This window comes from Flavobacterium aquariorum, assembly GCF_003254745.1.
Taxonomy (GTDB): domain Bacteria; phylum Bacteroidota; class Bacteroidia; order Flavobacteriales; family Flavobacteriaceae; genus Flavobacterium; species Flavobacterium aquariorum.
This window is the reverse complement of sequence record NZ_QKXH01000012.1, coordinates 1-18969: the sequence shown is the minus strand read 5'-3', so window position 1 is coordinate 18969 and position 18969 is coordinate 1. Positions and strand designations below refer to the sequence as shown.

At 35.3% G+C, this 18969-nt stretch carries 15 protein-coding genes; 7 read left to right on the top strand and 8 right to left on the bottom strand.

Features of this window, described 5'->3' with window-relative positions; genetic code table 11:
- Positions 1-185: 185 nt before the first annotated feature.
- Positions 186-1634, bottom strand: a complete 1449-nt coding sequence (locus DOS84_RS16525; protein ID WP_111411219.1) for a glyceraldehyde-3-phosphate dehydrogenase — start codon at positions 1632-1634, stop codon at positions 186-188.
- Positions 1635-1790: 156 nt separating this feature from the next.
- Positions 1791-3191, bottom strand: coding sequence for a trypsin-like peptidase domain-containing protein (locus DOS84_RS16520; protein WP_111411218.1), 1401 nt, complete (start codon positions 3189-3191; stop codon positions 1791-1793).
- Between the two features lie 139 nt (positions 3192-3330).
- Between DOS84_RS16520 and dapF the strand changes: the two genes are divergently transcribed.
- The 5 genes from dapF (at position 3331) to DOS84_RS16495 (ending at position 7252) form a co-directional block, all read left to right on the top strand.
- Complete coding sequence (dapF, locus tag DOS84_RS16515; RefSeq protein ID WP_111411331.1) at positions 3331-4113, top strand: diaminopimelate epimerase; 783 nt, start codon at positions 3331-3333, stop codon at positions 4111-4113.
- An 87-nt stretch (positions 4114-4200) separates the two neighbouring features.
- Positions 4201-4503, top strand: coding sequence for a four helix bundle protein (locus tag DOS84_RS16510; RefSeq protein WP_111411217.1), 303 nt, complete (start codon positions 4201-4203; stop codon positions 4501-4503).
- Between the two features lie 72 nt (positions 4504-4575).
- Positions 4576-5130: a GNAT family N-acetyltransferase gene (locus tag DOS84_RS16505; RefSeq protein ID WP_111411216.1), complete on the top strand. Its 555-nt coding sequence runs from the start codon at positions 4576-4578 to the stop codon at positions 5128-5130.
- 16 nt (positions 5131-5146) lie between these two features.
- The gene (mltG, locus tag DOS84_RS16500) at positions 5147-6187 is read left to right on the top strand and encodes an endolytic transglycosylase MltG (protein ID WP_111411215.1); all 1041 of its coding nucleotides are present in this window, start codon (positions 5147-5149) and stop codon (positions 6185-6187) included.
- 426 nt (positions 6188-6613) lie between these two features.
- A complete protein-coding gene (locus DOS84_RS16495; protein ID WP_111411214.1) occupies positions 6614-7252 on the top strand; it encodes a peptidoglycan-binding protein LysM in 639 nt (212 codons plus the stop codon).
- 77 nt (positions 7253-7329) lie between these two features.
- Here the strand turns inward: DOS84_RS16495 and DOS84_RS16490 are convergent, their stop codons facing one another.
- The 5 genes from DOS84_RS16490 to udk all read right to left on the bottom strand — a co-directional run bounded on the left by DOS84_RS16490 (position 7330) and on the right by udk (position 13077).
- Positions 7330-7866, bottom strand: coding sequence for a hypothetical protein (locus DOS84_RS16490; protein WP_111411213.1), 537 nt, complete (start codon positions 7864-7866; stop codon positions 7330-7332).
- A 551-nt stretch (positions 7867-8417) separates the two neighbouring features.
- On the bottom strand, positions 8418-10547 hold the full coding sequence (gene scpA / locus DOS84_RS16485) for a methylmalonyl-CoA mutase (RefSeq protein ID WP_111411212.1): 2130 nt from the start codon (positions 10545-10547) through the stop codon (positions 8418-8420).
- Between the two features lie 73 nt (positions 10548-10620).
- Positions 10621-11985: a methylmalonyl-CoA mutase subunit beta gene (locus DOS84_RS16480; RefSeq protein WP_111411211.1), complete on the bottom strand. Its 1365-nt coding sequence runs from the start codon at positions 11983-11985 to the stop codon at positions 10621-10623.
- A gap of 35 nt (positions 11986-12020) precedes the next feature.
- Positions 12021-12344, bottom strand: coding sequence for an FtsB family cell division protein (locus tag DOS84_RS16475; RefSeq protein ID WP_111411210.1), 324 nt, complete (start codon positions 12342-12344; stop codon positions 12021-12023).
- A 124-nt stretch (positions 12345-12468) separates the two neighbouring features.
- Positions 12469-13077, bottom strand: coding sequence for a uridine kinase (gene udk / locus DOS84_RS16470; RefSeq protein WP_111411209.1), 609 nt, complete (start codon positions 13075-13077; stop codon positions 12469-12471).
- 346 nt (positions 13078-13423) lie between these two features.
- Here udk and DOS84_RS16465 point away from each other — a divergent pair, with 346 nt between their 5' ends.
- Together DOS84_RS16465 and DOS84_RS16460 are read left to right on the top strand one after the other, a co-directional pair.
- The gene (locus DOS84_RS16465; RefSeq protein WP_111411208.1) at positions 13424-13786 is read left to right on the top strand and encodes a BlaI/MecI/CopY family transcriptional regulator; all 363 of its coding nucleotides are present in this window, start codon (positions 13424-13426) and stop codon (positions 13784-13786) included.
- Positions 13783-15873: a M56 family metallopeptidase gene (locus DOS84_RS16460; protein ID WP_111411207.1), complete on the top strand. Its 2091-nt coding sequence runs from the start codon at positions 13783-13785 to the stop codon at positions 15871-15873. The genes DOS84_RS16465 and DOS84_RS16460 overlap by 4 nt, the downstream gene beginning before the upstream one ends.
- A 165-nt stretch (positions 15874-16038) precedes the next feature.
- On the opposite strand, the gene DOS84_RS16455 is transcribed toward DOS84_RS16460, so the two are convergent.
- Positions 16039-18969, bottom strand: a 2931-nt coding sequence (locus DOS84_RS16455; RefSeq protein ID WP_133255353.1) for a T9SS sorting signal type C domain-containing protein, incomplete at its 5' end; no start/stop codon positions are given.

The following is an 18969-nucleotide window of genomic DNA, read 5'->3' as shown; positions in this document are numbered from 1 at the left end:
TCCGATAAATAGCCTCCTTTTCTCAACGGGGGCACGCCCAAAGAGATTTTAGATTTTAGAGAAAATAAAAAATCCGCCTCGTTAAAAAACTTGGCGGATTTCTGTTGAATTCAGGTTGGGGCGATTTTATTATCTAAAAAACTAAAATTAAAACTAAAAGAGCTTTCCCAACCTGTAAATGAATGCTAGTAGTACGTAAAACGTCTTACTTTGGCAATATATTTGGCTAGTCTAATAACTTGGTGACTGTAACCATATTCGTTGTCGTACCAAATGTAAAGAACTATATTTTTCCCGTCTTTGGAAACGATTGTGGCATTGCTGTCGTAAATTGAAGGAGCCGAAGTTCCCACAATATCAGACGAAACCAATTCGTTATTCAATGAATATTTGATTTGCTCTACCAATTCACCTTCGAGTGCATATTTTTTCATAATAGCGTTGATGGCTTCTATCGAAGTTTCTTTTTTTACTTCAAGATTCAACACGACCAAAGAACCGTTTGGTACAGGTACACGAATGGCATTTGATGTTAATTTACCTTCTAGAGATGGCAATGCTTTGGCAACTGCTGTTCCGGCACCAGTTTCGGTGATGACCATATTGAGTGCTGCTGCTCTACCACGGCGGTATTTGTTGTGCATATTATCAACCAAATTTTGGTCATTCGTGTACGCATGAATTGTCTCTAAATGCCCTTTTACAACACCCAAAGTGTCTTCAATCGCTTTTAGAATTGGAGTGATTGCATTGGTAGTGCATGAAGCAGCCGAGAAAATATCTATTTCGTCTGGGTTGTATTCGTTTTGATTGACACCATGAACGATATTTGGAACTCCTTTTCCTGGAGCAGTAAGCAATACTTTATCAACTCCTTTTGAAACCAAATGACGGCTTAAAGCTTCTTTAGTTGTAAAAGCGCCTGTATTGTCAATTACTAGGGCATTGTCAATTCCGTATTTAGTATAGTCAATTTCTTCAGGAGTGTTTGCTGTGATAATATGAACTGTAGTACCGTTGATGATTAAGGCATTGTTTATGGTATCGGCAACAACAGAACCTTGAAAATCTCCGTGAATGGAATCATATCTTAATAAAGAAGCTCTTTTTTCTAGGCTTGTAGCATCGTTTTTGTCTCTCGTAACGATGGCTCTCAAGCGCATTTGCTCTCCTTTTCCTGTTTTGGACATTAGCTCTCGTGCCAATAAGCGCCCAATACGACCGAAGCCATAAAGAATTACATCTTTGGGTTGAATTTCTTCAGAGAATTTGGCTTCTTTTAATTTATCTAAAACAAAATGTCTTGCGTCCGGGTATTTTTCATCTTCTAGACGATACTCGTAAGTAAGTTTTCCGATGTCCAATTTTGATGGTGGCAAATCCAAAGTAAGAATTACATTGGCAATTTCTACTGAATCTGAAACCGAAATTGGTTTGCCTACAAATTTACCTGCATATTCGTGTAAGTTGATAATTTCGCTTACATTTCTATCAATTAATTGGTTGCGGAACAAAACCAATTCAATTGATTTGTCGTACCATAAATCACTAATAATTTTAATTAATTCTACTCCTGAACGTCTTCTTTCGGCTTGAAACGAAACCTCTTTTTCGTATAAATCCATGTTATTCATGTTGAAAATTTGTATTGGTAATTGATGCAGTTTTTTAAAATTTGGTGCAAAAGTACTTATTTCAATCGATTTCGTAACTTTTTTTAAGTTTTTTTTGAAATAAAAAAAAACCGACTTGTATTTACAAATCGGCTTTAAATTTATTGTTTTAACTTTTTAGATAATGATTCTCATGACCTCTCCGTTTTTATTTATCATTTCGATACGGATACTTTGTTTTTCGTCTTTATTATTCAAAAGTTTAGAAACCGCTTCTACATTCGTTGCTTTGACATTGTCAATGCTTAAAATGATGTTTCCGACTAGTTCATCAGTATATTGTGCCAAGTTTTCATTGGAAATGGATTTGATTTTTACACCATAATCCAATTTGAATTTCTTTTTGTTGGCGGTGTCAATATTTTCAAGTTCGATTCCTTTGAATTCGGTGTTAAAGTTTTCATTTTTACTCAATATAACAGGCACAACCATATTTTTTCCTTCTCTAATGATAGTTACCTGTACTTTATCATTAGGTCTTTTGGTGTTTACATAACCCGAAAGATCTGCAAAAGTGGAAATATCCTGATTGTCTAATTTGATGATGATGTCTCCTTTTTGTAATTTGGCTTTTTCGGCACCAGAGTTTTTGGACACTTTATTAATGTAAAAACCTTGGGTTTGTGTAACTCCCAGTTCCTTAGATGCGGTTCCGTTTAATTCACCGCCTTCAACTCCAAGTATTCCCCTTTGGACATTACCAAATTCCATTATGTCCTCGATTATTTTTCGGGCATTATTGGAAGGAATTGCAAATGAGTAACCTACATAAGAACCTGTCATTGATGAAATCATGGTGTTAATTCCTATCAGTTCGCCGCGAGTGTTTACAAGTGCTCCACCACTGTTTCCTGGGTTTACCGCTGCATCAGTCTGTATGAAAGACTGAATTCCTCTAGCGTCCAGATTTCTGGCTTTGGCAGAAACAATTCCTGCAGTTACGGTTGATGTCAAGTTGTATGGATTACCTACTGCTAATACCCATTCGCCTACTTTAACCGAATCGGAATTGGCAAATGTAGAATACGGTAGTTTTTCATCAGCATCAATTTTTAGCAAAGCAATGTCCATTTTAGAATCGGTTCCAATGAGCTTTGCTTTATACGTTTTTTTATTGTTTAAGGTAATTTCAATGTCGGAAGCATCTTTTACTACGTGGTTGTTGGTCACAATATATCCATCTTCAGAGATAATAACACCCGATCCAGTTCCAACCTGTTCTTGCTGTTGTCCACCTCCATAGCCATAAAAGTATTCCATGATTGGATTAGAAATTGTTCTCACCGATACGTTTTTTACGTGAACTACAGTATGAACGGTTTTTTCTGCAGCAACTGTAAAATCGATGTTTTCGGCACTTAATCCAACTTGTCTTCCATAGGATTCAGGAGCAAGTGTTGTAATTCCATGTTTGTTGGATGAAAAATAACCATTGTTGTCAAATAATATTTTGTATGCACCAAGGGTTGTTGCGCCACTTAACAAGGAAACCAAGAATAATTTTGAAATTTGTTTCATAGCAATAAAGTTTTTATTAGTTATTTGATTACGAATTTAGAAGAATTTTTTTTTCGCACAATATGGTTTAACGCTCTTTAACAATGATTAACAATTCATTAATAGTTTGTACTTTTGTGTGATTAAAATGGAAATAAAAATGCAATTAGAATTTTATAAATACCAAGGAGCTGGAAACGATTTTGTTATGATTGACAATCGTTCCGGATTTTTCCCAAAAGAGGACACGCAATTGGTTGCTCATTTGTGTGACAGACGTTTTGGGATAGGAGGAGACGGTCTTATTTTACTTGAAAACGATACGGATACTGATTTTAAAATGGTGTATTACAATTCAGATGGGAATCAAAGTTCGATGTGTGGTAATGGAGGACGTTGTTTGGTGGCTTTTGCCAAAGATCTACATGTGATTGCCGGTAAAACTACTTTTATAGCTACGGATGGTTTGCATCATGCCTCATTTGAAGACAACGGATTGGTTTCGTTACAGATGATTGATGTTCCGACTATAGAGATTAAAAAAGACCACACTTTTTTGAATACAGGTTCCCCGCATCATGTTCAAATGATAGAGGATTTAGAGCATTACAATATAAAAGCAGAAGGTGCTGCGATTCGTTATGGCGAATTGTACGGCGCAGCAGGAAGCAATATTAATTTTGTGAAAAAAATTGACGATACCACTTTTAGGCTTCGTACCTACGAACGAGGTGTTGAAGACGAAACTTTAGCTTGTGGAACTGGAGCTACAGCAGTTGCAATTGCTATGAACGCCACAGGACAAACTAGTGCAACAGCCATTAACGTGAATGTCGAAGGCGGAAAATTGGTTGTTTCTTTTGATAAAAACGAAAACGGTTTTACAAATGTTTTCTTGAAAGGACCTGCTGAATTTGTGTTTAAAGGAACGATAGAGGTCTAATTACGAATTGTCAATTATGAATTACGAAATTAGGCTCTTCAAATTTATAATTCAAGTTCATAAATACAAAATCATAATTAATTATATATGAAGTCAGAGAATGTGGTTCAAATTAAAAGTTATGATTTCGCTTTAAGGATTGTTAAAGTTTATAAATATCTAAGTCAAGAGAAAAAAGAATTTGTTCTGTCAAAACAATTGTTGCGAAGTGGAACTTCTGTTGGAGCTAATATTGAAGAAGCTATAGGAGGTCAATCAAAAGCTGATTTTTTTGCAAAATTAACAATTGCTTATAAAGAGGCTAGAGAGTCAAAATATTGGATAAGACTTTTGAGAGATTCGGATTATTTAACAATTGAACAATCTGATGTTTTATTGAAAGATGTTTAAGAGCTTTTGAAAATAATAGGTTCTATTCAAAAATCAATTCGTAATTCATAATTTCAAATTCGTAATTCTAATATGAGGACATTAAAAGGCGATAATATTTATATTCGAGCACTTGAACCCAATGATTTGGAGTTTATTTATGCCATAGAAAATGATCAGAGTATCTGGGAAGTAAGCAATACTCATACTCCTTACAGTCGTTTTTTGGTGAAGCAGTATTTGGAGAATGCTCATCAGGATATTTATGAGGCCAAGCAATTGCGATTGGCAATTTGTCAAGATGATGATTTTCCGGCTTTGGGACTGATTGATTTGTTTGATTTTGATCCGAAGAACAATAGAGCGGGCGTTGGGATTGTGATTCAGGCATCAGCCAATAGAAATCAGAGTATTGGGTCGGAAGCGTTGGACTTACTCATTCAGTATGCCTTTTATAATCTTAATTTGCATCAATTATATGCAAATATTGGATGCGAAAATAAGGCTAGTATTGCTCTTTTTACTAAATTTGGTTTCGAAAGAATAGGCGTAAAAAAAGACTGGACTTTTGTAAATGGAGTTTACAAAGACGAAGCGATTTTTCAATTAATTAATAATCACACTAGCGACAACGAACTGGCGCAGTAATTTAAATTTTTTTATTTTGAATCTAAAAAAAATAGTATCATTAGTATCTGTTGCATTAATATCAATATTAATCGTTTATGGGTTTGTTTTGATGTATCAAATTTTTAGTGGTAACACAAAATTTGCAGATAAAGAGTTGTATGTATACGTACCAACAGGATCCGATTATGAGCAAGTAAAACATATTTTAGAGCCTTATGTAAAAGATATAAGCCGTTTTGAAATGGTAGCTGGAAAAACAAGCTATCCAGAAAATGTAAAAGCAGGTCGCTTTTTACTAAAGAATGGTATGAATAGTTATGAGTTGGTTAAAGCGATGAAATTTAATGATCCCGTAAGTCTGGCTTTTAATAATCAAGAGCGTCTAGAAAATTTTGCTGGCAGAGTGGGTTCCCAAATCGAACCGGATAGCCTTGAGTTATTGAATACTTTTAGAGATTCTATTTTTTTGAAAGAAAACGGATTTACGGAAGAGAATGTCCTCGTGATGTTTATTCCTAATACGTATGATATTTACTGGAATACTTCGGCAGAGAAGTTTCGTGACAAAATGATTAAGGAATACAATAAGTTTTGGAACAAAGAACGTACTGCCAAAGCTGCAGCACAAGGTCTGACTCCAATTCAAGCTACTATTTTAGCTTCTATAGTGCATAAAGAATCAGTTAAGAAAGATGAACGACCAAGAATTGCGGGTGTTTATTTGAATAGAATGAGACTTGAAATGCCATTGCAGGCCGATCCGACTGTAATTTTTGCAATGAAAAAGAAGTCAAACGATTTTAATCAGGTGATTAAAAGAGTGTTCTATAATGATTTGATTATGAAATCACCTTACAATACTTACGTGAATATAGGACTTCCTCCGGGACCAATCGCGATGCCGGATATTACGGCGCTTGAAGCGGTTTTAAATCCTGAAAAAAACAATTATATCTATTTTTGTGCCAGTGTTGATCGTTTTGGATACCACGAATTTGCAGCTACTTTAGCGGAGCATAATGTAAATGCCAAAAAATATTCCGATTGGATTAATAGCCAAGGAGTGCAACGATAGGTTTTGTAAGCATAAATACTATTTTAAAAAGGCTTCAAAATTGTTTTTAAGACAGTTTTGAAGCTTTTTTTATCTATTGAATTTGTCCAAAAGTGAATTTATTAATTAACAATTCTTATATTTTTATTTCAAACGTTATCGTAAAATGAAGAATTTGTAATCAATTCAGTGTTATTTTGCTTTTTCTAGACGTTTTTACTTTTTTTAAGCAAGAATAAGCTTATGTTTTGATGCTGAATAAGTTACATTTTTTTAATTATTTCGATTTATTTTCAAAACTCGAACGCCCGCACAATTAGTAACTTAAGGAGTGAAAATTTAAAAAGTTGATAAGTTTAAAGCCTTGATTTTCAGCTTTATTTTTAAAGTCGTATCTTTGGGCATAGAAATTTCTTAACGGGACAGCGTTTTGAAGAAAACCCAAATATGATAAAAAAATGGTATTTTTACACAAGTTTGATTGTTGTAGTAGCTTTTTTAAGCTTAGGTTTTAAACCCTCCAAATTAGAATCTACCCCATGGTTTCTAATTAACGAAACAGATGATACATCCTACTTACTACCATCATTAAATGTGAGCGATTATACCAATTCTGAGATTCCCTATACTGGAACCTTTTTTATTGGATATAAAGAAGCAATCGGCTTCAAAGAATCACAAGGAAAATACAGAAAAATTAATTCTCTCGGCTATTTAGGAAAATACCAATTTGGTATTGAAACTTTAAAAACTATTGGGGTTCACAATTCCGACGCATTCTTAAACAGCCCCAGAATGCAAGAAAAAGCTTTTATTGCCCTTTTGTCAAAAAACAAATGGGAGTTAAGAAAAGTCATTGAAAGGTATGATGGAACTGTTTTGAACGGCATCCGAATTACTGAATCAGGAATTTTGGCAGCGGCACATCTTGCTGGTGTGGGATCTGTTAAAAAGTATTTCAGATATAAAGGGAAGCGTTTTATTAAAGACGTTTATGGAACTTCATTGAGAAGCTATCTGAGAAGATTTGGAGGTTACGATACTTCCTTCATTGTTGCTGACAGTACTGCAAGAGTGATGATTTAAATTGTATTGAATCTCAAATTTTACTATTAAGAGGAGGTTTGGAAATGATTTTCCAAACCTCCTCTTAATTTTTTTGTTTAACTTTTTGAGATGATTTCACCTTTCGGATTTACTTTTAATTTAATTACTTCGTTGTCTTTTTTGAGTTTTAAATTGTACTCTTTTTTCGTAACATCTCCATTTTCTTGTGTGTAGAGATACTTGTCATTTACAATTTGCCAACCAGGATATGCTTTATATACAGAGTAAATAACTGGATGAGGTAGCATCGTATCAGTGTATTTTTCTACAACACTAGTTAGTTTACCATTAACATCATAGGTTGCTGATAATGAACCTTTTCCTGTGGATAAAATAACCAGATAGTTTTCATATCCCTCATAGTCTTTCCCTAAATCATAAGCTACAAATTCTTTTTCAAGTTGATTAACGGTAATGTCTGGATTTTTGTCTGGTAAATAATAGGAAAAATCTTTCCCTGCATTTTTAATAACAATCTCTGGTAGATCTACTGTGTTCATATTTCCTTCGTCATTACCTTCTATTATCTTATCTTGTGAATATGAGGTAATATGCATTCCTAAAACTAATGCAATAATTAAAACGGCTTTCATAATATTCTATTTTAAATTAATATTATATTTTGAAATTTTATTTTTAAAATAAATGGTAAGGCTTGTTCATTGTTTCTTCCCCTTTTTGTTGTTTTATTTATTTTAAAGACTGTTATAAAAATAGGGTAATTATAACGCACGTGTTGTTAACGCCTTGCTTAAGGGATGTTAATTTAAAAAACCTTTTTTATTCAGATTGAGAGTCATAAAATTTTAATTATTAAGCAAGTACCTCCCAATTTTAAATTTTAAGATGAAAAATTGGTTTTTATATTAAAAAATAAATGATTCTTTGGCGGATAGTTTATTTTTGGAGATTGTTTTTTTGTTGGTGAAAAAGAAAAAAAATATAATAAAAAAAGAAGAAGATAGCTTTTTTGGTAAAATTAATGGGACTGAATAGATGTGCCTATTTTGCTATGCAAAAAAATAAACAGAGGGTTTTAAATCTAATTATTCAGTACTTTAACAATTAGCTAAAGTACTGAATAGCTATAAAAGAAAAAGAAGTATCAATTTTTGAAGACAATAACTTCTTTAAAGGAGGGTATTTATGAGTCAATTAAAATTTCTAAAATCTTGATAGCCGCATCGCTTATTTTTGTTCCAGGTCCAAAAACAGCTACCGCTCCAGCATCAAATAGAAATTGATAATCTTGTGGTGGGATAACTCCACCAACGATAACCATAATGTCTTCTCTTCCGTATTTTTTTAATTCTTCAATTACTTGGGGAACTAATGTTTTATGACCAGCCGCGAGCGAGGATACGCCTAATATGTGCACATCGTTTTCTACAGCTTGTTTGGCTGCTTCTGCTGGAGTTTGAAATAATGGGCCAATATCCACATCAAAACCCACATCTGCATAACCTGTGGCCACTACTTTTGCACCACGGTCGTGACCATCCTGTCCCATTTTGGCAATCATGATTCTTGGTCGACGCCCTTCTTGTTTGGCAAAGGTATCTGCCAGTTGTTTTGCTTTTTCAAAACTTTTGTCGTCTTTGATTTCTTTGCTATACACTCCACTAAAAGATTTAATTTGTGCTTTATACCTTCCGAAAACAGTTTCCAATGCATCGCTAATTTCTCCCAATGTACAACGGTTTCTCGCTGCTTCAACGGCAAATTCCAGTAAGTTTCCTTCGCCCGTTTCGGCGCAAAGCTTCAATTTTTGAAGGGATGTCTGCACTTTATTAGCATCTCTGGATGCTTTAATTCGGTCTAATTGTTCGAGTTGTTGTTGTCGAACCATTTGATTGTCTACATCCAAAATCTGTAATGGATCTTCTTTTTCCAAACGGTATTTGTTGACCCCAACAATAATATCTTGACTGCTGTCAATTCGGGCTTGTTTGCGGGCTGCTGCTTCCTCAATTCGAATCTTGGGAATTCCGGTTTCAATGGCTTTGGTCATTCCACCCAATTCTTCAACTTCTTCGATTAGTTTCCAAGCTTTTTCTGCAATTTCGTTGGTCAGGCTTTCTACATAATAACTACCAGCCCACGGATCTACAGTTTTGGTTATTTTGGTTTCTTCCTGTAAATAGATTTGGGTATTACGGGCAATTCGAGCTGAAAAATCTGTGGGTAAAGCAATAGCTTCGTCAAGTGCATTGGTGTGTAAAGATTGTGTCCCACCAAAAGCTGCTGCAGTTGCTTCGATGCAAGTGCGTGCCACATTGTTGAATGGGTCTTGCTCCGTTAAACTCCAACCAGATGTTTGACAGTGAGTTCTCAGTGCCAATGATTTTTCATCTTTTGGGCCGAATTGTTTGATTAATTTAGCCCATATCATTCTTCCTGCTCTCATTTTGGCAATTTCCATAAAATGGTTCATCCCAATAGCCCAGAAAAAAGAGAGGCGAGGAGCAAAATCATCAATTTTCATTCCCGTTGCCAATCCTGTCCTAATATATTCCAATCCATCGGCCAATGTGTAAGCTAATTCTATATCAGCTGTTGCTCCAGCTTCCTGCATATGGTAGCCTGAGATGGAAATGGAATTGAATTTAGGCATTTTGTTGCTGGTGAATTCAAATATGTCGGCGATGATTTTCATCGATGGAGTAGGTGGATAGATATAAGTATTACGCACCATAAATTCTTTCAGGATGTCATTTTGAATAGTTCCCGAAAGTTGTTCCGGTTTTACACCTTGTTCTTCGGCAGCCACAATATAAAATGCGATAATGGGTAAAACGGCACCGTTCATCGTCATTGAAACCGACATTTCGTCAAGCGGAATCTCATTGAACAATACTTTCATGTCTTCAACAGAGTCTATGGCTACTCCAGCTTTTCCAACATCACCTACTACGCGTTCATGATCCGAATCGTAACCTCTGTGCGTGGGTAAATCAAAAGCAATTGAAAGTCCTTTTTGACCAGCGGCTAAGTTTCGTCTATAAAAAGCATTGCTTTCTTCAGCTGTAGAAAATCCTGCATATTGACGTATTGTCCAAGGTCTGCGCACATACATAGTTGCATAAGGGCCACGCAAGTTGGGTGCAAATCCAGCTCCAAAATCAAGATGCTCGATAGATTCAATATCTTTTTCAGTATACGTTTTGTGAAGCTCAATCCCTTCTGCGGTCAGGAAGTTCTCAGACTGCAAACTGTAGTTTTCAGACTGGAAATCTTCTTTAAGCTTTATATGTTGTAAATCTTTTCTTTTCATTTTTTTAGCCTTTAATCAATTTGTTATTTTATTGCCAAATTGATTTTATTGTTTGGTGAAGACTGAATTCTGATTACTCTTCAGAAAGTCGTTCCTGTTCTAATTTTTCCGCCAATCTTTTCTCAATTATCGGAGTAATCAACGTTTTTCTTGGTTTGATTTTTACAAAAGGGAACAATTCTAAGTCATGTTTCATTTTGTCGTTCTTGTTGGGATATTTGTTGGTTCCCAAAAGCGTTTCTTTTCCGGAATCGAACAAAGTTTGTTCGGTATCAGCGCTTTCCTGTATTTTTCTTTTGATTACACCTTCATTCAGTTGCTTTAGAAAACCTCCGTTGGCTTCAATGTCTTTGAATAATACTAATGCTTTTTCAGCCAATTGACTGGTTAAACTTTCGATATAATAACTTCCATCAGCAGGATTGTCTACTTTGTCAAAATAACTTTCCTCTTTTAGAATCAGCAATTGATTTCGGGCAATTCTGTCTCCAAATTCATTGTCTTTGTGGTACAAAGCGTCATACGGTAAATTAGCAATCGCATTTGCTCCACCAAGAATGGCACTCATACATTCGGTTGTGGTGCGCAGCATATTTACATTGTAATCGTAGATAGTTTTGTTGCGCTTTGTTGGAGTAGCCAGTATATGACAATCCAGGTTGTGATTGTATTCTTTGGCTATGCTTTTGAAAAGGATCCGTAAAGCACGAAGCTTTGCGATTTCGAAAAAATAATTGGCTCCCACTGAAATCTGAAAAACAATAGGTTGATTTATGTCTGGAATTCGGTTGAAATATTCATTCGCATGTGCAAGACTGTAAGCAATTTGCTGAACCATAGTAGCACCCGCATTTTGATATAATCCGCCGTTGATACTTATGATCGAAAGAGATGTGGTTTCTTTGGAAAGTATGTTTAGGGTGTCAAAGTTGTTTTTTTCTGGGGTATTATACCAATTTCCGTCTTTGGCTAATTGTCCGATAGGATCTAAAAGGCAATATACAGTTGCTTTTTTTTCTTTTGCAATAGTGTTAATCTTTTTAACGAAATCGATTGAAATAAAATGGAAATGAAAGTAAATGACAATTTTTTCTAAAGGAAGTTTTTCCAATAGTTTTCCAATATTTACGGTTTCTTCTGGAATGGTAAAACGTAAACTTTCGGCACCACGATTGATGGAGTCCAACGCTTTTTCGATTGATTTTTCTAAATCAAAGACATAGATGTTTTGGCAAATTCTAAATAGCGAAGCCTTTGTGGAAACAGTATACTTTTTGGTAATATCTTCTTTATCGTAAAATGGTTTTACTTTGATGTCCTCGGGAGAATTCCAGATTACGGTTTCGTTATAATCGGCTCCTTTGAGTTCAAATTGAATTTTTTGTTTCCAAAGTTTTGCAGAAACAGGGCTGAAATCGTCGAATAAATTCTTGGCCATTTTTTAAATGTAATTAGATTTGAAATGCGATAGGATTATTTTTTTTTGACTGTATCACCATCAAATTCGATGATATAAATATCTTCACTATCTTTTTTCATATAGTATTTTTCCCGAGCATATTTTTCGATTTGCAAAGGATTTTTAAGCTGTTTGATGTTTTCTTCATCTTTTTTTATTTCTCCTTGATAATAAGTAGCATTGTCTTCTAAGTCATTAATTTGTTTGTCCAGAAAGCGATGTTCAAAATAGGAGTAATTATCCAAAAAAACCATCCATGTTAAAAATGATAACGAGACCCAAACGTACTTGTTGCTTAGGAATTTAAACCAAGATTTGTTTTTAAAGGGGTTTTTCATTGGGAATATTTTTTAAACCAAATTTAATAGGCAACACTATTTGTTTTTATAACTTCTTAATTTTCATTATGCAAAAATGAGATAAAGAATGTTGTGAATTAAACACGATAAAATTACAACAAAATTATAAAATACGCTGATTAATTACGGCACGAACTACATCGATGGCTACAGTGTTGAATTTGTCGTTGGGTATTATAATGTCGGCAAAGGCTTTTGAAGGCTCGATAAATTGCTCGTGCATTGGTTTTAAGGTACTTTGATAACGGTTTAGAACTTCATGCATGTCTCTTCCGCGTTCGGCAATATCTCTTTTCATGCGACGAATTAAACGTTCATCCGAATCGGCATGAACAAATATTTTGATATCAAAAAGACTTCTTAATTCAGGATTTGTCAGGATTAAGATGCCTTCCACAATCATTACTTTTCTGGGATGTGTAACTACAATATCATCGGTCCTATTGTGTTGCACAAAAGAATAGACAGGTTGGTCAATGGTATTTCCCGCCTTTAACTCTTTGAGGTGTGCTACCAACAATTCGAAATCTATAGCTCTTGGATGATCAAAATTGATATGGGAACGGTCTTCGTAACTAAGGTCGTGCGTTTGTTTGTAGTACGAGTCTTGAGCAATAATTCCAACTTCAGCTTCCGGTAATTCATTCATGATTTGATGTACCACTGTTGTTTTTCCTGATCCTGTTCCCCCTGCGATTCCTATAATGAGCATAAAATAGATTTATTGTGTTTTAAGGTGCAAAAATAGGATTTATATTTTTATAAATAGAATTGATTTGTTCTAGAATGTATTAGCATAAAGAGAAAAAAGGATGTTAACGTATATGCTTATGTTATTGGGGTTTGTAATGTTTGTCAAATTAGTATTGTTATGTTATAAAATGTAAATAGAGACTTAAATGATTGTTAATCAATGATTTTTATGGAATATAAGCAAGTTATTTTAAATCTTTTAGTATGCGAATTTCTTATTATTACTAATTGATTAGTTAAAATACTAATAAATTAGTTTGCCTCCTAATTAATTAGTAGTATCTTGCGCTAAAATATTTTAAACGATGATAAAATTAGCTAAGCGAGAAGAACAGATAATGCAAGTATTTTGGGATTTAAACAAAGCCTTTATTAGGGACATAATTCCATTGCTGCCTGATCCAAAACCACATTATAACAGTGTGGCAACAATAGTGAAGATACTGGAGGAAAAAGGGTTTTTGAATCATGAAACAGCCGGGAATATGCATTGTTTTTTTCCAGTTATCAGTAGAGAAGAATACCAACAATTTGCATTGAAGGATATCGTTAGTCAGTATTTTGATAACTCGTATCCGCGAATGCTTGCTTTTTTTGCCAAAGAGCAAAAACTTACAGTAAATGAATTGGATGAAATAGTGAACATCATTAAAAAAGATAAAAAATGATACCTTATATTTTGTATACAGCCATTATTCTTTCTGCTTGTCTTATGTTTTATAAGCTGCTTTTGCAAAAAGAAACTTTCTTTCATTTGAACAGGTTTGTATTGCTTTCCTGTATGACGCTGACTTTTATTTTGCCCCTGCTTCCAGTGCCTCAGCAACTATCATTTAGAAATGCACCTGTGGTAATGCAGATTGCATTGGCTAAAGTTCCGGTAGACAAGAATACAACAGAGTTAAAAGAACAACCTGTTCAGAAATCAATTGTAGAACAGACAAAACAAGTTATCAATGCTGATCTGTTTGTGAAGTGGACGGTTTATTTGTATTGGTTCGGAGTTCTAATTTTTGGGCTTAACTTTTTGATGCAGTTAATTATATTGCTATATAGAGCCTATTCAAAAGAGGTTATCCAAGATGGAAAATTTCGTATTGTCGAAATAAAGGAAGACAAGGCTCCTTGCTCTTTTGCCAATAATATTTTTATCAATCCTGAAAAATATGAATGGGAAATGTATAATCAGATTTTGCTACATGAAAAAATTCATATTGAGCAAAAACATACCATTGACCTACTGCTTGCTGAAATAGTTCTCATTTTTCAGTGGTTCAATCCTTTTGCGTGGCAATGGCGAAAAGTATTGGAAAGTAATCTTGAATTTTTGACCGATAATCAAATGCTTTTGCAGGACACTGTTGAAAAAGAAAGTTATCAGTTTAGCTTGCTTAAAGTTGCAGCACCCCATTTTCCATTGAGTCTTACAACTAACTATAATCAATCATTAATCAAAAAACGAATCATTATGATGAACTCAAAAAAATCAAATGTAAACACCACTTGGAAATACTTTTTCCTTGTACCATTAATGGTGTTATTTGCCTGCCTTTTTAATCAACCGGTAGCGCAAGGACAAACTCTAAATTTAAATGAAGAATCCAAAGAGCCAAATGAGCATTCAAACATTCAAAATGGAATGGATACCGAGGGAAGCTGGTTTGCAGTTATCAAAGGCAATACAGTAAATATTCAGTTTAAAAACGATGAGAACAATAATTCATCAACTACTTTTCAGCTGAGCGAATTGAATGGATTAACAAAGGACATGAAGGGCGAGTTTACAATAACACGCGAAGCGGGAATCATGAATTTTGAAGGAAAATTTGAAGGAAACAATGGAATGGGAATGTATAAATTTGTTGCCAGCAAAAATTTTAGCAAAGCAATGGCTCAAGAAGGAGTTACAATTGAAAATGACAGGGATCTTATGGTTTTCTTTATGGTAAATGTGAAAACTTCGTATGTGAAAATGCTGAAGAAAAACGGATACAAGGATATTGATAAAGATCAATTGATTCCGTTGGTGTCTTTAGATGCAAATGAGGAGTATGTTACTTCTATTAAGCAGGCTGGTATTCCTGATTTTAATTTGGAAGATTTAATTCCTTTTAAATCAATGGGGATAGACAAAGCTTATATCGATGAGATACGCCAAGCTGGCTATAAAAATATTACTGCAGATAATATTATTGCATTAAAATCTCAAGGCGTTAATGGCAAATTTATTGCAGATTTTCATAACTCGACTAACAGTAAAGACGATGATGAATCTGGGGACAATATTATTGCATTTAAGTCTTTAAATATCGATAAAAAATTTATTGATTCTTTTAAAGAATTGGGATATAATGATCTTTCTAACGATGATCTTATGGCTTTCAAATCTTTAAGTATTACTCCGGCATATATCAATGAGTTTGAAAAGGCAGGTTATAAAAATCTCAAACCGGATGATTTGTTTGCTTTCAAATCTTTAAATATTACTCCAAAATATATAGGTGAATTTGAAAAGATAGGTTATAAAAATCTGAAACCGGATGACTTGTTTGCTTTGAAATCACAGAACATAACTCCAGATTTGATAAATGAATACAAAAATCTAGGATTTAATGATTTAGATGTTGATAATGTTATTGGAGCAAAATCAATGGGAGTTTCTCCTGCCTTTATTAAAACCATGAAAGAAAAGGGGCATAATTTTAAAACCCTTGAAAAATATATTGAATTGAAAGCCGTTGTTGGTGTCAATTAAAAAAGTAAACAACTAATTCAATACAAAAAAATCAATCTAGCTGTAAGACTATAATTTAAAAAAGAAGCCCAAACCGAAAGGAATGGGCTTTTCGTTTTATCGTCATGTCCTAAATAATTGTTTTAGAGTCATAACATAAATATAAACAATTTTATTCTAATCACTTTAATAAATAATTTTATCGGTAACTATTTTACCATTTTTCAAACGGATTTGCACCATTAAAAATTGATTGGTAGAACTAAAATCAGGAACATTAAATTCATTACTATTAATGTTATCCTTTTCATAAAGTTTTCTTCTGCTCAAATCATAAATAGTTACATTTTCAATGGTTTGGTCAAAAGAATTGATTTTTATTTGATGGTTTTTAACAGAGACTAGCACTTTTTCTAAGTTAATATTAGGGAAATTATTAACTATGGAGCGATCAATATATCGCAATACAAAACGATCATCAAAGGTTCCAGTAGCTGTAGAAAAACTATACGCTCCTTTTTTAAGATCAACAATAGTACCAGTTAATTTGTCCTCTAAAAATATTGGCAGACTTGCTAAAATACCATCTACTTGGTCAATATTTATTGAAAAAGTTCCCTCAATGGTTGTTTTAAATCCTAATGGTACTTGATCCAGAATGTCAAACGGCAATGCACGACCTTGAATCGAAAGTTTCTTGCTTTCGTTAATACTATAAAAATCAACATATTTATTAGCATTCATTGTCTCACCATCAAAAAGCCTATCCAATCCATTGGTGGCATTGGTAACATAACCAACTAACAATTGCTTGAAGGCACCATCCACATTTGATAGATTGAGCCAAATTCGATGTTTTTTCAAAGCACTACTTGTTTTTGGTTTAGGTCCTTTAAAAAACTGAGAGTTATTAAGTATTGCACCTCCGGGGCCTACTCGCATCGTATTTTCAAAAGTAACCGTTCCTGCAGCGTTTGACGTTGCAAAAAATGCTTGTCCAGCTGCTATTTTTCCTGTTGGAATAGAATTATTTACACCTGTATTTGCAGCTGCCGTTCCAGTACCTCCCACCGCATTATAAGAAGCATAATCATTGCCATTGTATTTTAAGTTGGTAACAGGTGTATTATGTGTCCAAAAACGGATAGTCCCGTCTAAGGCTGAATTTGCTCCTAAAAATTCATCTGCATCTAAAGCAGAGGGGTATGGGTTTCCTATGAGATAGCTCAATCCAGAACCAGCTATAGAAACAGAAATAGTACCATTGTTAGGTACACCAATAAAACTGGCGGTATGAACCGCTGGAGTAGCATTTGCCTGTGGACCACGAATAATGTAACCAATCCCTTTCTCCATTACTGTTCCAGTAGCTTCTACTTTCCATTTTCCCCCAACAGCATCCCAAGAAAGGTATTTATCGAATAATGTGGTAGGCGAAACATTCAATAAAGTTTGAGGTGAAACAGGAGAAGACCAATAAGTGTAATCAAATTTACCAACCGGAGTAGTATTTCTTTTATAAGTTATATTTCCTGTATTGACAACATTATTGGTTTGTATCAAGCTTGAATTGTTTTCAAATATTATTGATCCAGATCCTAAAACATCTATACCATTTTCTAGCACTAAAGAAAATCCGGGATTAACAGTTACAGTTACTCCACTATCTACTTCGCATGAGCAGGCTTGTATGTCACCTGTAACGGTATAATTACTTGCGAAAATTGCTTTTTTAAGTATGTCTGGAACTCCATTGGACCAAGATCCAGAATAAGTAGTAACAGTTGCTGCATTTAAAACCACTGTTGTTGCTGCGGTCTCGCAACCATTTGTGTTTTTTATTCTTACTTTATAGGTTCCCGCAGCCAATAAATCTTTGATATTTGAAGATTGATACGTTGCCCCGTCATCGAAACTATACTGGTCTGACGGATCAACCACTGATTCATTGATGGTTATTTTTCCAGTAGCCAATACACAAGTTGGTTGTACTAAATCAGTAGTAAAAGCAGTACTACTTGACCCAGTTGTTATTGTAAGAGTACTAGAATTAGGACTCGTTCCACAACTATTTTCCGCACGTACCCTTATATAGAAAGTTAATCCGGATGCTAGTCCCGTTACATTTTCAGTAGCGACTCCACTGCCCAGTAATAAATTATTGTAGGCAGGTAAAATATCTGTAAAAATATTATCTCTTGCAACGTCTATGCGATAACCCGTTACATTAGGTATTGCTGTCCAATTTGCCGTAATATCATTACAGTTGATCGTTCCTGCTGTGAGTGAAGGAACTGCAGGTGTCGGCAACTGTGCCGCATTGCTGAACGAGGCTGAAGCGGCAGAGGTACAACCTCCATTACTGGCCGTAACGGTATAGGAGGTTCCAACGGTCATTCCGCTGATAGCACCTCCTGCACCCACAGTTGGACCTGCCGGTGTGAAAGCATAGGTGTTACCCGCGTTGTAATTGCTGATTGTGCTGGTTCCGTCAGCCGAACAGCTTGCCGCCGTGCTGCTGAGTGTCGGAACTGCAGGTGTTGGCAATTGCGCCGCATTGCTGAACGATGCCGAAGCGGCAGAGGTACAGCCTCCGCTGCTGGCGGTAACGGTATAGGAGGTTCCAACGGTCATTCCGCTGATTGCCCCTCCGGCTCCTGCGCTCGGACCTGCGGGAGTGAAGGTATAGGTGTTACCCGCGTTGTAATTGCTGATGGTGCTGGTTCCGTCAGCCGAACAGCTTGCCGCCGTGCTGCTGAGTGTCGGAACTGCAGGTGTTGGCAATTGCGCCGCATTGCTGAACGATGCCGAAGCGGCAGAGGTACAGCCTCCGCTGGTGGCGGTAACGGTATAGGAGGTTCCAACGGTCATTCCGCTGATTGCCCCTCCTGCACCTGCGCTCGGACCTGCCGGAGTGAAGGTATAGGTGTTACCCGCGTTGTAATTACTGATGGTGCTGGTTCCGTCAGCCGAACAGCTTGCTGCCGTGTTGCTGAGTGTCGGAACTGCAGGTGTTGGCAATTGCGCCGCATTGCTGAACGATGCCGAAGCGGCAGAGGTACAGCCTCCGCTGGTGGCGGTAACGGTATAGGAGGTTCCAACGGTCATTCCGCTGAT

Bases quoted from the DNA above. Each gene is read 5' to 3' on its own strand.
- DOS84_RS16525 (WP_111411219.1), bottom strand. From the start codon at position 1,634: ATGAATAACATGGATTTATACGAAAAAGAGGTTTCGTTTCAAGCCGAA.
- dapF (WP_111411331.1), top strand. From the start codon at position 3,331: ATGCAATTAGAATTTTATAAATACCAAGGAGCTGGAAACGATTTTGTT.
- DOS84_RS16505 (WP_111411216.1), top strand. From the start codon at position 4,576: ATGAGGACATTAAAAGGCGATAATATTTATATTCGAGCACTTGAACCC.
- DOS84_RS16480 (WP_111411211.1), bottom strand. From the start codon at position 11,985: ATGGCCAAGAATTTATTCGACGATTTCAGCCCTGTTTCTGCAAAACTT.
- scpA (WP_111411212.1), bottom strand. From the start codon at position 10,547: ATGAAAAGAAAAGATTTACAACATATAAAGCTTAAAGAAGATTTCCAG.
- DOS84_RS16460 (WP_111411207.1), top strand. From the start codon at position 13,783: ATGATACCTTATATTTTGTATACAGCCATTATTCTTTCTGCTTGTCTT.
- DOS84_RS16465 (WP_111411208.1), top strand. From the start codon at position 13,424: ATGATAAAATTAGCTAAGCGAGAAGAACAGATAATGCAAGTATTTTGG.
- udk (WP_111411209.1), bottom strand. From the start codon at position 13,077: ATGCTCATTATAGGAATCGCAGGGGGAACAGGATCAGGAAAAACAACA.
- DOS84_RS16495 (WP_111411214.1), top strand. From the start codon at position 6,614: ATGATAAAAAAATGGTATTTTTACACAAGTTTGATTGTTGTAGTAGCT.
- DOS84_RS16510 (WP_111411217.1), top strand. From the start codon at position 4,201: ATGAAGTCAGAGAATGTGGTTCAAATTAAAAGTTATGATTTCGCTTTA.
- DOS84_RS16490 (WP_111411213.1), bottom strand. From the start codon at position 7,866: ATGAAAGCCGTTTTAATTATTGCATTAGTTTTAGGAATGCATATTACC.
- DOS84_RS16520 (WP_111411218.1), bottom strand. From the start codon at position 3,191: ATGAAACAAATTTCAAAATTATTCTTGGTTTCCTTGTTAAGTGGCGCA.
- DOS84_RS16475 (WP_111411210.1), bottom strand. From the start codon at position 12,344: ATGAAAAACCCCTTTAAAAACAAATCTTGGTTTAAATTCCTAAGCAAC.